Origin of the sequence: Bacteroides hominis, from assembly GCF_033042785.2 — a bacterium.
Taxonomy (GTDB): domain Bacteria; phylum Bacteroidota; class Bacteroidia; order Bacteroidales; family Bacteroidaceae; genus Bacteroides; species Bacteroides hominis.
The window spans coordinates 4,890,964-4,905,180 of sequence record NZ_CP178829.1; the positions used below are offsets into that span (position 1 = coordinate 4,890,964).

Here is a 14,217-nt window from a genome sequence, read left to right on the forward strand (position 1 = left end):
ATAATAAGAGGAATTTTGGATGGAGCGATTCTCGTGAACATAAACTTCCCGGAAGGACATCGACTTTAGATGTTAAGCATCTTGATGACCACGCTGGCCATTTGCACTACCAAGGCTACAATAAAGATATAACCATACTAAAAAAGATATAACGATGAAAAAATTACTATTACTCGTCCTTTGCGGGCTTTTTTGTGTCGTCGATGTCATGCCGCAGAAAACCATTGGATTTGAATCGCTTGTCATCGAAAAAAGCGGCGCCGTAAATATCTATTGGGAAAAAAACAAGAAGAACAGTAAGTCCAAAACGCTGGATGGAAACTACCGGATCCTCTTTAAGACTTACCACATGACCGGAAAATTCACGAAAGGTTTTCCCATTGATACCCTGCGTGCCTATACGAACACTCCGGACGGGATGGAAACGGCAGAGGACGGAATACTGCTCCTCGAATACGTGTACGACAAGGCTGGGCACCAGCACGGTATGCAACGGCTTTTCTACAAGGACAACGAACAAATAAAGTCCGAACACCCATATGTCCACGGTATACTCGAAGGAACCGCCCGAGAATGGCACCCGAACGGAAACCTGAAAAGCTGCGTGGAAATGAACAATGGAAAAATCAACGGAATCTCCTTCGGTTGGGACGAAGAAGGAAATCCTCTGTCGGAATGGCACTATACGGACGGGGAGCGTGACGGGGTGTGCCGCATGTGGATATATACCGACGACGGTGAAACATTTGTCAATGAAGAACACTACAAAAACGGTCTGCAGGCAGACAGTACCTGCTATTACCGTATAAACCCTGACGCATCAAAGACGTTGCGCTGCCGCACAACCTACGCCGGAAAGGGCAGTGCGGTGAAGTTCGAATCGTTTGACGGCGACACATATTCCGTCAGGGAGATGGAGGATGGCAAAGACCGGCTATGGACCCAGTACATACTTGGAAGGCTGTCCGCCAGAGAAGAATACAAAGATGGGAAACCCCATGGAGAGTCGATTATATACTATCCAGGAACCGACAAACGATGGAAAATCTCTATGTTCGACCAGGGGGAACTGCTCTGGCAAAAGGAATACTCCATTGACGGAAAGCTGATAGATTCCAAAGGCTTGGAGCAAACACAGGAAAAGACACAGTAAATATGAATATAAACATGAAGAATATAAATATGAATTTGAGGAAACTCCGGCTTTTTTCTGCCGCTGTTTGCCTTGCCCGCTTTGGCACAGCCACAGGTGGCGGAAGAATACCTGCAATCGCGCAAGGAGGAAGTCATTGGACGATGAACAACCTGTTGCATGGCTACGCGGAGGGAATGCCCGGTTGCCTCACCAAAAGACTGAATGAGCAAAGTGCCCGGTTAGATACCATGGCACAGTGTTCCAAGAAGGAAATCGCCCTTGCCAAATACTATACAGGTTGTTATTACTACGGTCATGGTGATGATTCGGCCACGTTCCCGTGGTTTTCCAGAGCCGCACAATTCGGGCAACCGGATGCGCAGTTCAACATCGGGTTGAGCTACGAACATGGATTCTTGGGCCAGATGGAAAATCTGAAACAAGCCATCGATTGGTATTCCAAAGCCACCGCGCAAGGAAGCAGTCAGGCCATGCTCAACCTGGATGCCATCTATGATGAAGGCAAATTTGTAGAACGAAACGTAGAGAAAGCCATCGGATATACCGGGGTCATATTAACTTTTTGTACACAAAGAGTGTGATGTATCATTCCTTGCCTTTAATAATAAAAGCTTCTACAAATAAAAACAAGTTATGAAAATAAAAATACTTATAGGTATAACATTATTAAATTTTGGATTTACCAACTATATAAATGCACAATCGCCCAAAGAAAATATAGTTATAAATACAGATTCGACACCTCACAAAAACACATCCGATTCCATACCGGTCACAGGCTGGTATCTTATAGAGGATAATTTGGGAAACGATTACAAAAGAATAAGTTCCGATTACAGGCATAATACAATCGATTCAATTCCTATCGTAGACGCTACACATATTAAAGAAGTAAAAGTAGGGGAAGACGAAGAATATCTGTTTTTTATGGCCGTAAAGTTTGATGATACCGGAATATCGGCATGGACAAAAGCTACTCAAGAATACAAAAACAGAAAAATAGCCTTTGTAGTAAACGGCACTATAAAAGATACTTATCCGGATATCCGGTATATCTGGGTAAATACAGAGTATGAAATCACCTTCTATTTACCGGGTAATCCTTCCGAAGAGCAATACAGGCATTTTGGAGAAACCTTATGCAAAGATGCCGGTATTGCCATTGAAGTAGGGAAATATGAAAATGAATTACCCCCGATGTTTGTTTCTTTGGAAGATTAACTTTATCGTCCATTTATAATGAATGCTTCAAGTAATATAATTACGCGGATACGCAAATTAGCAAACCAAGATTTTCGTATCAACAGCCCTTATGGAGAATCAATTTTGATATTTATGAAACATAACGGAGTTGCAAGTATTAATAGCACGACGGAAAGTACTAAGAAAATTACACTTTCAGTACATAATGGCGGGGATGTGCCCCTCCGGTACATTGAAAGAGAAAAATAAGTGCATCTCCCTGTCCACCGACAAGAAGATGCACTAACATAAACAAACAATATTCTACCTTCACAGGCAGTTGAATCCATCAGACCACCTTCATAAGCAGAGATGGCAAAGGTTATGGATTCTTAAAATGATTGCTTCACAGCAATCATCGAGTTATAAACACTGTATTCTATTATTTTCTGTTTTAGTTTTGATCATCTTCTTTAAAAAGTCCGTATTTCTTCACCGGTTCAGAGAGTTTCGGGATCAAGGTTCGCCAGGAATTTCATTTGGACGTCCATATCCACCGCACCGGGCAATAGCCGCACCGCTTGTTCTTCATTCCCCAGACATGCCTGAAGAATAGCTTGCATGTATTTGCTTTCGGCTATCCAGGTGGATTTCTCTAATATTCATAAAGCAACCTTGTTGCAAGGCCCATCATCATCTTCTTTTTTTTATTATATAGCAAGTTCTTTCTTTTTTCACTTAATTTCCAAAGCTTTACCCGGTTTGAATTTAACAATCTTCTTTGCAGGAATCTGCATTTTCTGACCGGTTGAAGGATTATACCCCTGACGTTCCGCATGTTTCTGCACCCGGAAAGTTCCGAATCCCACAAGTGTGACGGGGTCTTCCTTATGCAAACTGTCCCTGACGGTGTCCATGATATGGTTTAAGGTCTTCTCCACATCTGCCTGTGACATGCCGCTACGAATAGCAACCTCTTGAATCAATTCTTTCTTGTTCATCTTTTTAGTTTTTAATAATATTCATAGAAAACAGATTCATCTGCTTTGCTTCTTTTAGTTCCAGTCATCTTCTTCCTTAAAGAGCCCGTACTTCTTCACCAGTTCCGAGAGCTCCGGATCGAGGTTCGCACGGAATTTCATTTGCCCGTCCATCTCTGCCGCAGTGAGCAAGAGCCGTACCGCTTTTTCTTCATTCCCCAAACGTGCCTGAAGGATGGCCTGCATGTACTTGTTATCGGCCGTCTGGGGCGATTTCTCAAATATTCGCAAAGCAGCCTTGTCATATCCTAAAGACATGTAAGCAATGGCCGTATTCACATCATCATACGGGCGCAGCATTTCCAATGCCTGTTCGTATTTACGTTCCTCCAGATATTCCACAGCCCGGGCATAGGTCGTATCCGGTTCGTTGGTATAGATTGTATCCTGCTTCATTCCCCTGCGCGAGAGACTGAATCGGAAATCTACCGCACGTATTATTGGATAGAGTTTCTCTAACATATAAGCGTATTCCGATTTATATTGGCTTTTTATCAGCCATTCGCGCCGGTCGGGTTCCTGTTCACGGTCAATAATCCTCAATATAGCGTCTTTATGGCCTTTGAAGTCTGCATCACTCACAATCAGGCTGCGTAACTTGTTCCAATCCTCGGGGATGGTGCGTATCTTTATCAGGTTCGGTAAATCCGGAATCTCGTCTTTCACTTCACGGTGAATCAGGTTACCCGCCTCGTCCATCTCAACGTTGACACCGACAGACAATGAATCGTACAGCGCGGTAAACTCCCTTACCAGAACGTCACGGATGGATTTTGCACGCTTCTGGGCTATTTCTCCGTTGACGCGCCAACTGCCTTCGGGCGATGAAGAAGCGAAGAGTGTCAGACTGTCTATCCTGTACACAGGATCGGTCATCAGTGCCAGAGTAAGATCTTTCACTTTCTTTACTCCTTTGCGGTTCACGGCAATGGTTTCGTTCAGGTTGAAGTCGTTTTGCGGAAAGTAAAAATTCACGCTTGTATTGGCTTCCGCATCCCGGGCAATGATTTTTCGCACATAACGCGGAGTCTTGTCAATGAATTTAGTCATAGAACTCACCAGATAAGTCAGTGTATCCGACTTCGGAAGCGGATATTTGCTTCCGTTGCCGCTTAACACATTACCTACCACATACACCTTCATACGTGCTGAGTTTTCATCTGCGGGCACCTTCTGCGAATAGAGAAATTTCACCTGATCGGCAGCATAAATCACCGTATCGAGTTCCGCATCCGGATTGAACGGGAAACGCACGATATCATGGTATTTCTCGTCTTTCATCGCTTTACGCGCTTCGTTACGGGCTATTTTCTGCGTGTTATAGAACTTTTGCACCAAATTGGTCGAATCGAGCGAGTTGATATGCGCTATCCAGTTTCCGTATTTTTCCTGCAGGGCGGCATGCCGCACGGCGGGCGGATGTATGTTATACAACTCCCGTATCAGGTGGTATTGCGGATAGACTGACCGCAGATGCTCGTAACGGTCGATATAATGCTTTACCGTTGTCACCGAGTCAAACCGGCTGAGTTCGAGTTCCCTGAACGCTTTACGACCGGGCAGGTGCAGCTGTAACGAATCGGACAGGTTGCGGTGATAGGCGTACAATGGCAACTTGCTACGGGTAAACCCTGTTTGTTCATCACCCAAACCATAGTATGCGAATATGCTTTCCTCCGAAAAGTTTGCCAATGACTTCTGCCTTGTCTGTACCGTATCCGGCCTTTCAGTCATCAGCCACAAGGGAGGCACGGTGTCCACACCCCGGACATAATAGAGGCTGTGTTCCGCCTGCCGCAAGGGTTCAAACGATACCCTGTCATAAAAATATTTCTTACGGGTAACCAGTTCTCCTGCCTGATAGTTGGTACGAAGTTCCCATTTGTGGTTGAAGTAACGGAAGCGCTCCCGCAAACCGGGCCACTGGGGCTGCAAAGTGTCGTTCACCCGCGCAAGCGCACGGTCATACTGCCATTGTTGGCGCTCTATCATCAGCCGGGAGTTCTTCAGCATATACTCTTTCAACAGGCTGTCCCGTCGGTTTACCTGCCGGTTGAACATCTCAAAACGCAGTAACAGCGGGTCCGGACGGTGTTTTTTAGCATCCTGTATTGCCCATAGCTTTTCCAGCCTTCGTTTATACCATTTCAGACGTTTCAGATAGCGTTCAAAAGAACGGTAATTTACGTAAGTCTGATAAAAGTTGACAGAATCCGGAATGATTTTCTCTACATAACGGTCGTATCGCCGGTAGTCCTGCTCCTGCAACTCCCGGAAGCGTTGTCCCGTAAAGCGGAGTTCTTTCAGCGAGTCGGGCATGTCGCCCCTCATAAGCACCGGACGGACGTTGACCATCCAGTTATCCTGTTGCAGTGCTTTGGGCACCGTCACCACAAACTCCACGTTAATCATTCCGTTCCGCTCAGCCGTGTTGCGCGTGGAACTGGCCGACACCACCACTTCATCCATAGCCATCGTGGTCAGGTTCTCTTGATGGACGCTGTCCCATTCTACAGACATGCCCACAGGGACACTGTCGCCTTTGGCGCTGACAAAGATAAAGTTCAGGACCGGAGGCTGATTGACGGAATCACGTTTCGCCACCTCCACCGGCTCGGTCCGGCGGTTGGCAGGCAAAGCCAATGTCACCCTCGACTGCTCCTTGTAGAGCCTGCCAAAGGGGGAACATGCAGTGATAACTATTATCAGAAACAGAATATAGAAAATTTTAGTATTCTTCATGCTTCCTTGCGCCAACTGAAAGGCCGGTCTTAGAACAAATAAACAAGATTAAACGCCACTTTAGGTATCGGCAGGAAATAAGTGCCCGATTTCACCTTATCACCGCAATGTTCGCAACGATATTTTGTATAGGGAGTGACAAGCAGCCCCAGACCCGCTTCCACTTCCATATTCCAGCGCTTGCTCAGTAGCCAGGAGCGCCCATAGGTCATTCCTGCGCCATAGCCCCACCCCTGGTAGCGGTAATCGAGCACCTTGTCCCATGCCACGTTGAAGCGTGCGCCCATGGCATACATGCTGATGAAGTTTCCGGCATAGGGTTGCCAGAACCAGTAGCGTGCCCCGGGTTCTATCAGGAAATGTTTTATCTTTTTGGTGTCACTGAAGTTCCACGGATTATAAGAAACACTCATATTCAGAGTCCAATGTTTATCCAGAAGCATACTGCCTTCAACGTTGAATGTGGTGGTAGCCAGTTTCAGCGTATTGGTTTGTACTGAGTAAAACTGGGCATGCAGCCGAGTCGTCAGAGCGCCCGCAAACAGTAGGAAGGAGAATACCAAGCAATATCGTACGAATTGTTTCATGGATGTTTCAATATAGAAAGTTTATGTTAATTTACTGTTAATTTTTCATACCATTCACTGTAACCGGATCGGTAGCAATAGGCTGTGGGTGGTGCTTCAACCTGTATATAGCAGTCTGAAACCAATGTGCTGTAAAATTCAGAGAGTCTGACCAGAAAGCTGTCGGGAACGTGTACACAGGGGATGCACGCTTCATGCCCCCCGGTGGTTTCATTGCCAGCTTCCAATACCGGATACATAATACTCAAATAATAAGCGGAGTATCCGAAAGCACACCACTTATCTTCTACATAGAACAAGTAAATGTAATACAGGTTTTGGGACTCCTTATCAATTGCCAATTCCGGAATTTCCATATTTATCTTTATTATCGATTAATAATCACTCACACACCTCACCATGCCGTTCTCCGTACTTTTAGCCTGGGTATCACAGTAAGGCATACCCTTCTCAAAGTCAAAAAACCAGGCTTGGTCCGTACCCTTTTCGGTGGAAGCCCAGTATCTTTTCTTCTTGTTGGGTTCTTCCATCGGTTTCTCCTTATATATCAAGCCGATGGGTCCACGAAACATCCACATCAGTTGTAACTCGCGTTGAGTGGGAACACGCCATTTCCGCCCTGCACCCGGGCCGGAAGTACCATACAAACGGCAGCCTGTATTTGCAGGAATGGTGAAATCCGGATTATTATTATTTCCGTCATCGCTCACTCCCTGCACAGTCATCCAAGTCTCATCATTGTTCCCCACATCCGTGGGTGCCACGATAAAGCGGAACGGGATTCTGTCATTGACACTCAGGTTGCCACCGTTTCCTCTGGAAACCTGATGCCGGATAGTAGCGCCGTTCTTCGTCATCCCGACTCCCGCTCCCCATTGGGCGGCTCCTGCCAATCCATCCGCATAAATAACGGCATACGTTGTTCCACCGATAGTCTCTTTCTGAATATACTGCCCGAAAACTCCCGAAGGAAAGCCGAAGCAGAATAAAACGATCCATAAAATGGGATAGATTTTGAAACTCATCATCTTTATTTCTTATTAGGTTGCATTTCGTTTATTTAGTGCCTTCACCCGCATGATTGGCTTTATCAGGATCCTGCGAAGCTCTGACAGCATGTGTGTTGCCAACGGCATCGGAGAACACTTTCCCTTCATTCGTAACCACAAAGGCTTTATCGGCACCCGGATCGGCGGTAGACGACCAATAGCTGCCCGCCATCTGTTTTTGCGTACTCGAAGAAGAAATCCAGGTCCCGATCAATTCGCTGACAGAAGGGAGATACCACCACCCCTTATCGGCTCCAGGTTGATCTCCCACATTATACCCGTTCGTTCCCCGATAACAGGTGTAAGCAGCCTCATAATTTGCCCAAGTACTTGGGGCTCCTTGCAACGCTAAGGTATTCGCACATCCATTCGTCAATGAAGTGGCTCCGCAATTTGAGAATAATGAACCTTCATACCATTTCAGCGTTTTCCTTTCCGGTAGGCTACCCGGATAGTATCCATCCGAAAAATAGCTCTCTATCTGATTCGGGTATTTCCATTTAACGGCTTTCAGGTCAGTTACATCCTTCAAAGTATCGCCGGCGGCACCGTATGCCGTAAGATCTCCCGAGAAATAGCCCGGTATCAACCGGATGACATTGGTATCATCCCTACTGTTTCCTTTCAGGACAATGTTATAGGTCAGGTCGTAATTGGCGTACACACTATAATCGGAAGTGAAGTTCTTTCCCAGAAACAACTGATAGATAGAAAAATCTGTTACAATATTCAAATTCTCGCCACCAGCGACCTCCTTATTCTCCAACCCGATAATCTGAAGGTAAGTGCCGCCTGTCGGCGCGTTATCGCGACGGGTATTCACTGTAGAGGTCAATACCGTCTGCTGGAGATTGATCGGAATATACAAAGGACCCGTTTGAATCACAGGATTTGCGGCAGTTGTTGTAGCAAGTGATTTATGCCAAAAAAGGTCGGTTTGTTCTTTCAAATCCTCTGAAGGGAAAATAGCTTTTCTTCCAAGTACATTATAGTAGTTCTGCGTGGGAATATTCATCAAGGTCACATTCCACGTATGTGGTACCTCTATAAAATGCGGATAGGTTGTTGTTATATTGAATGTCACTCTTGCCACGGTACGCTTCAAAGAGATGTATAGCTGTTTGCCCTCAACGATTTCGGCATCAGCCTGACCGCACATAACAATCCCTGTCCTTTCCATATTATTTCCGTTTTCCTGTAATGGATTTCCGTCTGCGTCTGTCAGTGTGAGCTTGTTTTTAGGAAAAATGCCATCATCGGCCGTCAATGTCATGCAGAGGTTATGTAAATCAGCATAGGTAGATACACTCGGCTTTATATTCTCAAACGTACTCATATTGACGTTGGCTAAAACCACAATCCTGTTTTTTTGTCCCTCCGGTGTAGGGGCAATCACCACCTCATCTGTCTTGATGAAACCATCCGGAGATGCAAAATATTTCTTTTCTACCAATGTTCCATCCGGTGTTGTTCCGTTAAACTGGAAACCCATGTACGAATAGACGGCGTTGTCTTCAGTAATATCTGTAGTAGACGTACCACCTGCCCTTGTGGCAACAGGTGTCGCCACAAGTTCTACGTCCATATCCGGCGAGGACATCCTGAGGACGGGCGGCATTTCTTCCGCACGTGTTTCCGCGTCAGACGAAGTATTATAATCGTCTATGCCCAGGGTGAGTTTCACGGCAACCGGCTCCACGGTTGAAGACGTACCGGAGTCGGGCAGCAAACGGTCCTCCGTACATCCTCCCAAGCCTAAGCAGACGATACATATCGAAGCCATTATTTTTTTTATCATGATAATATCGTTCATTTGTATATTGTTATCATATTCATTACTTAACATCACGGACACAGCGCACGAAAGCCGTTTTTTTCTTGTCTTGGGGAGATAACACCAGACCCTTATCTACAATAAAAGGGTTAAAATAACCAGAACACATAGCACTCCATGCTTCGTTTTCGTTGACTTCAGTTCCTGTCCAGTACATTTTTTTATCATTTTCTATACTTGAAAAATTCAAACCGTTATATGTGTTCCCATTAGCTGCTACTATTAGAAATAACGCCCGTAGCTCGGAGGCTCTCGGAAGTCTCCAGTCATGAAAACCGCCCCCGGTATATTGTCTGCAAAGTTCTTTAGCAACCAACTTACCATTTGCATCTTCCCACGGAACAGATAATGTGGAGACATCATTCTTGGTTACATGAATTTCCTTACAAACCTTTTCTTTCCCTGCCGCATATAAGTTTATATCGTCACTTACTGTCATACCATCTGTGGGCAGACTTGCGGGATCCGGTGGATTAACAGGTACATAGTCTCCGTTACCACCATAGGCTACAGTGGTAAAGTAGCTTTTGTACGGATGTTTACCAGGATTATAATATTCAGGTATTGGGGGATAGTCAGACCACTGCCCATTCGGCCAGGTACCTTGAGGCCAATTTGTTACTTGGAACTTCTTCTCTAATCCTACCCACATATAGTCAGAGGTAGGGGGATCCGCTATCTCACCTCCAAAATCACCGTTAATTACCTCAGATGTCCAGTTCTGAACATTCATGCTCAAAGCAGAGTTATTGTAGACCAGGTTGTATGTGTTCTTATATCCCTGTCTGAAACCAAATAACTTACCATCCTCACTCTTGTTAAGGTAGCTCTTATCCAGCGTAAATGTTTCATTAATACCATTGACCTTCAATACGAGGACTATATCGCCGTCACCGACTTTGGCATCCATGAACGAGGGAACCAGAAACTCGTAGGTAACGTCCGTAGTGGACAATTCCACTGCCGGGGTTAATGTTACTCCTATCGGACCGGCGGTAGCTCCATCCTTTGCCAACCCTGTTGCCGGGTCAATAGCTCCCTGGTTTTTAATCCAACCGCCCCCAAGGTTATCCAAAGTAACACTACTTAAATTGAACACTTTATTATTGTTCATGTATTTCCTGATATTAAGAACGATCCACGTATAGGCATGCCGGAAACGTAAAGGAATAGTTACCACCGGTTCGTTGGATGGATCGAACGGATAGACGGTACTGGTATTGTAGAGTAGATCCGTCTGTTTAAGGTCGGTCTTTGAGGAGAAGTCGAAAGGGATTCCATTCGTATAGGCACTTTGGGTGTTGGATGAAATACGCGGATAGTAGGCAATCACTTTTAGCGCCTTACCTTCCGGCCCCGTAGGAGTGACTTCTGAGTTGTCGGAGTTATTAATGAAAGACCAATTCCACGGTACGGAAGAACCGGAGCGTTCCATTTTGGCAGTCATATCTGATGATCCTATGAAAATCTCATTCCCGTTCTCATTTTTAGTGATGGACATACCAAAGGAATAGGAATCTCCGGTAAAATCGGTTGTGGATGTAATACTCCTTGATTGGACAACTTCCGTCTTTTCTATGGACGCATTGAAGTTCAAAGGGACTTCCTTTGCCGGTGTATCCCTTTCCATCCCGTCGTAGACATTGTTGTCGCAGCCTCCTGCCAACAGTAAAGAGCAGGCTGCCAGGATGATTGTCCGAGGCAGAATATATTTCTTATTTGTATCCATATTCATCTGTATATCGTTTCAATTACTTGTTATTTGTTTGCCTTACACAACGGATTTTCAATTTCTCTGTTTTCTGATGCCACGACGCATATCCGGTGCTTCCGGAAAAATCGACAGCCCATGCCCATTCGGAATTCAGTTTTTGCTGGTTAGTAGCATTTTCTACCAGATACTCACTCCCGCACCAATAAGTCCCGGATAGCGGTGTGAACCCTCGTAATTCGTCTAATTTTGTATGATTCGCATAGATAAGCGCCAGCTCCGAGAGTCGCGGAAGTCTCCAGTCCTCGAATCCGTTTTCTTCCAGATTGCGGCATAAGTCAAGGGCCGTTAATGTCGTCGTCATTCCGTTCACTGTTCTCCATGGATGGACCTCATTACCCAATTCATCCACAATATCGTTACCGGAAACCATTAGCTCGGGAAAAGCACCTTCTAACTTAAAAGCATCTCCCACTGTAGCATATAACTTTCCGTTTTGTCCTCCATCAATATCCGTAATGTAAATGTTTTGTCCTTCCTTATAAAAATTATTGTAATCGAATGGAAGATTTCTATTAGTACCCCAATAATTTTTTTTCTTGGGAATTTGTAGTGAGGAACCCATAACGTAAGTCCAGTCCACATTCTCTCCATTAAATCCCTGATATGTCAGGTAATATCCCAAGACGGAAGGTATGGAGGCCGTTTGACCCGCAACCCATGGTTCAAGAGTGGCATCAAAGATTAAATTCTTCGGCTTACTTTTGTACGCAAGTTCGGCGGTGGCATAGCCTGCGGCTTTTACACTCTTGATGGTAAACTGGTATATGTGGTTGCGCAGGATATTCATTTTGTCATGGTTTCCCTCATCGTAAGTAAAGTCTATGCGGTAGAACGTTTCCGTCGGCGAGCCGTTATATCTACCTCCTACGATAATTGCCAAACGGTTGGTATGGTTGTTGTCATACACATTCCCCCATAGCAAATCGGCTTCGGGCAGATAGATTTTCCCTAAACAGTAAATACTGTTTGTTATGTATGCGTTACCAGTGTAAGTCTTGGTGGTAGTTCCTCCTCCGGTGACATCCGAAGGCTTGTCTATCACTATATCTGTATCTGATACACCGTCAGTCTTCCAATGGTAATTAGCCGCTAGCGGCATGTATGCGTATCTCTGACCTGCTTTCCATACCTGTATTTGGGTGAGGGTGAAAGGTGTATTTTGGTTTTTAATCCATGAGGTAATAATACCACTCACATCTTTTTTAGACGTGCCGACACCGATATCCACACGTGCCACGGCACGAACCAACTTTGTATTGCCGGAATAAACGGAACCTTGACTCACCTGTACGGATTTACCTCCCTCAATCACCCCGAACATGGGAAACGGAGTAGTACTGAAATCGAGAGGATCGGCCGTTGCTTCACTCGCGCAGGCTTGTTGCACCTCTTCGTAGCTCTTGCCATACAGACCGTAAAGAAAGCCGGAGCCGGAAATATTGGCGAGGATAACAAGTTTATAGTTATCAGAGGAGCTTACACTCTGCAACAGGGTGGCACTATAGGTTCCATCGCCAGTCTTTGTTCCTTCCGCCACGTAACGCAGGGTTCCGTAAGTATCACCGTCGGCATTGAACTGAAGAATGTAAACAGACTGAATCTCCCCGGTCTCATTGCCTGCCGAAGGCGTACCCGCATCGGAAGTGGATACGGACAGCCTGACAAGAACGGGATCGTCCTGCTGCACGCTGTAGCTGTCATCGTTCCGGCAAGCTCCCGTCAGCATGATTATCCATAAGAGTATAACCAATCTGTCCGGTCTTGCTATATAGTCAGTTTTTATCTTCATATTTATATTCTTAATCTTTTTCTTTATATCTCTCCAGAGATAAAAGAATCAATTGTATTCTTTCCAGACAACGTTTTCCCCCCAACCTGTAATTTCAATCTCCACACCCACCGAACCTTCGAAATTCAATAAAAGATTAACGGTTTTGCCTACTATGGGGACAATCGGTTTGCCGCTGCCATCCGCCGTTATGCTTTTAAGCAAAGACCGGTTGTGGTAGATGTCTATTGTCAGTCCATTGCCTTCTGCCGTAGGAAAAAGCCGGAACATGGGAACCTCAAAATCTTTGTTTGCCGCCGGATTCAATGCCGGGGAATAAGAGGCGGGAGCGCCTCCGTAATTTCCGTTAAAATCCATGCGGCTGCTTGTTTCGCGGACAACGAGCGAGTAATTACCGTCGTTCGTGCCGGTGAGATCTTGCAAGCCTCGCAGGGTTATATTCATGGACGCCGTCATGCGGGAGACTTCTATGGTATGTTCTCCGCCACCATTGGACGTTGTATTGTTTTCTATTTCAAGCTCTCCGTAGAACAAGTCGGAGGGAGAGGTAAATATGCCCTGTTCCGCCCTTGTAGATACGGAGGGTTTCAGTGATATGAAACCGTCGGAGCATGGATCGCCCTTTTTCAGGGGGCTGACGAGCATCGTACCGTCCTGCGTGTTGCCCATGGCTACGCAATGAAAGGTGGGGATGCCCGGATAATTAAGGATAACAGGTTCCATACCGTTCACGGGGAGTATGTCGAGCAGCAAGTCTTTGTCATCGAATATATAGAGGCTCATATCTTGTATTGTTTCCTGTGGCACGTCGGCAGGCAAACTAACCTTCAGGGGGATGCCCTTGAAACAATCATCGGTATTCTCGGCTATGCACCCCGACAACAGCAGCAGTGTGAACAGATAGTATAGTATCCCCGGGATAGGCCGGAAGTTGTAGTCACCTGTCATAATGGATATTCTTTCTTATTTATTTCTTTCATCGTTACCCTTGTTGTCCGGAGTTACAAACTGTAAATCCTCAATTTAAAAACCATCCGCCTCTTCCCTAACAAGGGAGAATACAG

12 protein-coding genes are annotated in these 14,217 nt (G+C 45.6%); 3 read left to right on the forward strand and 9 right to left on the reverse strand.

Annotated features, from left to right (window positions below; genetic code table 11):
• The first annotated feature begins 154 nt into the window (after positions 1 to 154).
• The 3 genes from R3O62_RS20560 to R3O62_RS20570 are packed head-to-tail and all read left to right on the forward strand — an operon-like array spanning position 155 to position 2,377.
• On the forward strand, positions 155 to 1,153 hold the full coding sequence (locus R3O62_RS20560; protein ID WP_032541220.1) for a toxin-antitoxin system YwqK family antitoxin: 999 nt from the start codon (positions 155 to 157) through the stop codon (positions 1,151 to 1,153).
• 14 nt (positions 1,154 to 1,167) lie between these two features.
• Positions 1,168 to 1,737, forward strand: coding sequence for a tetratricopeptide repeat protein (locus tag R3O62_RS20565; protein WP_175415592.1), 570 nt, complete (start codon positions 1,168 to 1,170; stop codon positions 1,735 to 1,737).
• Positions 1,738 to 1,789: 52 nt separating this feature from the next.
• Complete coding sequence (locus tag R3O62_RS20570) at positions 1,790 to 2,377, forward strand: hypothetical protein (RefSeq protein WP_032541221.1); 588 nt, start codon at positions 1,790 to 1,792, stop codon at positions 2,375 to 2,377.
• A gap of 695 nt (positions 2,378 to 3,072) precedes the next feature.
• Here R3O62_RS20570 and R3O62_RS20575 read toward each other — a convergent pair.
• From R3O62_RS20575 to R3O62_RS20615, 9 genes are read right to left on the reverse strand one after another with little or no spacing between them, the layout of a single operon-like run.
• Complete coding sequence (locus tag R3O62_RS20575) at positions 3,073 to 3,339, reverse strand: HU family DNA-binding protein (RefSeq protein WP_032539919.1); 267 nt, start codon at positions 3,337 to 3,339, stop codon at positions 3,073 to 3,075.
• Positions 3,340 to 3,393: 54 nt separating this feature from the next.
• Positions 3,394 to 6,120: a tetratricopeptide repeat protein gene (locus tag R3O62_RS20580; protein WP_269109842.1), complete on the reverse strand. Its 2,727-nt coding sequence runs from the start codon at positions 6,118 to 6,120 to the stop codon at positions 3,394 to 3,396.
• A 29-nt stretch (positions 6,121 to 6,149) separates the two neighbouring features.
• Positions 6,150 to 6,707: a DUF3575 domain-containing protein gene (locus tag R3O62_RS20585; protein WP_269109843.1), complete on the reverse strand. Its 558-nt coding sequence runs from the start codon at positions 6,705 to 6,707 to the stop codon at positions 6,150 to 6,152.
• A 26-nt stretch (positions 6,708 to 6,733) separates the two neighbouring features.
• On the reverse strand, positions 6,734 to 7,063 hold the full coding sequence (locus tag R3O62_RS20590; protein ID WP_234212130.1) for a hypothetical protein: 330 nt from the start codon (positions 7,061 to 7,063) through the stop codon (positions 6,734 to 6,736).
• 18 nt (positions 7,064 to 7,081) lie between these two features.
• A complete protein-coding gene (locus R3O62_RS20595; RefSeq protein ID WP_234212128.1) occupies positions 7,082 to 7,735 on the reverse strand; it encodes a DUF1566 domain-containing protein in 654 nt (217 codons plus the stop codon).
• Between the two features lie 28 nt (positions 7,736 to 7,763).
• Positions 7,764 to 9,569 (reverse strand): fimbrial protein, encoded by a 1,806-nt coding sequence (locus tag R3O62_RS20600; RefSeq protein ID WP_317472472.1) that lies wholly within the window; start codon positions 9,567 to 9,569, stop codon positions 7,764 to 7,766.
• A gap of 22 nt (positions 9,570 to 9,591) precedes the next feature.
• A complete protein-coding gene (locus R3O62_RS20605) occupies positions 9,592 to 11,319 on the reverse strand; it encodes a fimbrillin family protein (protein ID WP_269109845.1) in 1,728 nt (575 codons plus the stop codon).
• Between the two features lie 22 nt (positions 11,320 to 11,341).
• The gene (locus R3O62_RS20610; RefSeq protein WP_250746830.1) at positions 11,342 to 13,153 is read right to left on the reverse strand and encodes a DUF1566 domain-containing protein; all 1,812 of its coding nucleotides are present in this window, start codon (positions 13,151 to 13,153) and stop codon (positions 11,342 to 11,344) included.
• A 48-nt stretch (positions 13,154 to 13,201) separates the two neighbouring features.
• Positions 13,202 to 14,101, reverse strand: a complete 900-nt coding sequence (locus R3O62_RS20615; protein ID WP_250746832.1) for a FimB/Mfa2 family fimbrial subunit — start codon at positions 14,099 to 14,101, stop codon at positions 13,202 to 13,204.
• Positions 14,102 to 14,217 lie beyond the last annotated feature (116 nt).

Coding starts and splice junctions, on each gene's coding strand:
- R3O62_RS20605 (WP_269109845.1), bottom strand. CDS start 11,319: ATGGATACAAATAAGAAATATATTCTGCCTCGGACAATCATCCTGGCA.
- R3O62_RS20565 (WP_175415592.1), top strand. CDS start 1,168: ATGAAGAATATAAATATGAATTTGAGGAAACTCCGGCTTTTTTCTGCC.
- R3O62_RS20615 (WP_250746832.1), bottom strand. CDS start 14,101: ATGACAGGTGACTACAACTTCCGGCCTATCCCGGGGATACTATACTAT.
- R3O62_RS20560 (WP_032541220.1), top strand. CDS start 155: ATGAAAAAATTACTATTACTCGTCCTTTGCGGGCTTTTTTGTGTCGTC.
- R3O62_RS20590 (WP_234212130.1), bottom strand. CDS start 7,063: ATGGAAATTCCGGAATTGGCAATTGATAAGGAGTCCCAAAACCTGTAT.
- R3O62_RS20585 (WP_269109843.1), bottom strand. CDS start 6,707: ATGAAACAATTCGTACGATATTGCTTGGTATTCTCCTTCCTACTGTTT.
- R3O62_RS20610 (WP_250746830.1), bottom strand. CDS start 13,153: ATGAAGATAAAAACTGACTATATAGCAAGACCGGACAGATTGGTTATA.
- R3O62_RS20575 (WP_032539919.1), bottom strand. CDS start 3,339: ATGAACAAGAAAGAATTGATTCAAGAGGTTGCTATTCGTAGCGGCATG.
- R3O62_RS20580 (WP_269109842.1), bottom strand. CDS start 6,120: ATGAAGAATACTAAAATTTTCTATATTCTGTTTCTGATAATAGTTATC.
- R3O62_RS20600 (WP_317472472.1), bottom strand. CDS start 9,569: ATGAACGATATTATCATGATAAAAAAAATAATGGCTTCGATATGTATC.
- R3O62_RS20570 (WP_032541221.1), top strand. CDS start 1,790: ATGAAAATAAAAATACTTATAGGTATAACATTATTAAATTTTGGATTT.
- R3O62_RS20595 (WP_234212128.1), bottom strand. CDS start 7,735: ATGATGAGTTTCAAAATCTATCCCATTTTATGGATCGTTTTATTCTGC.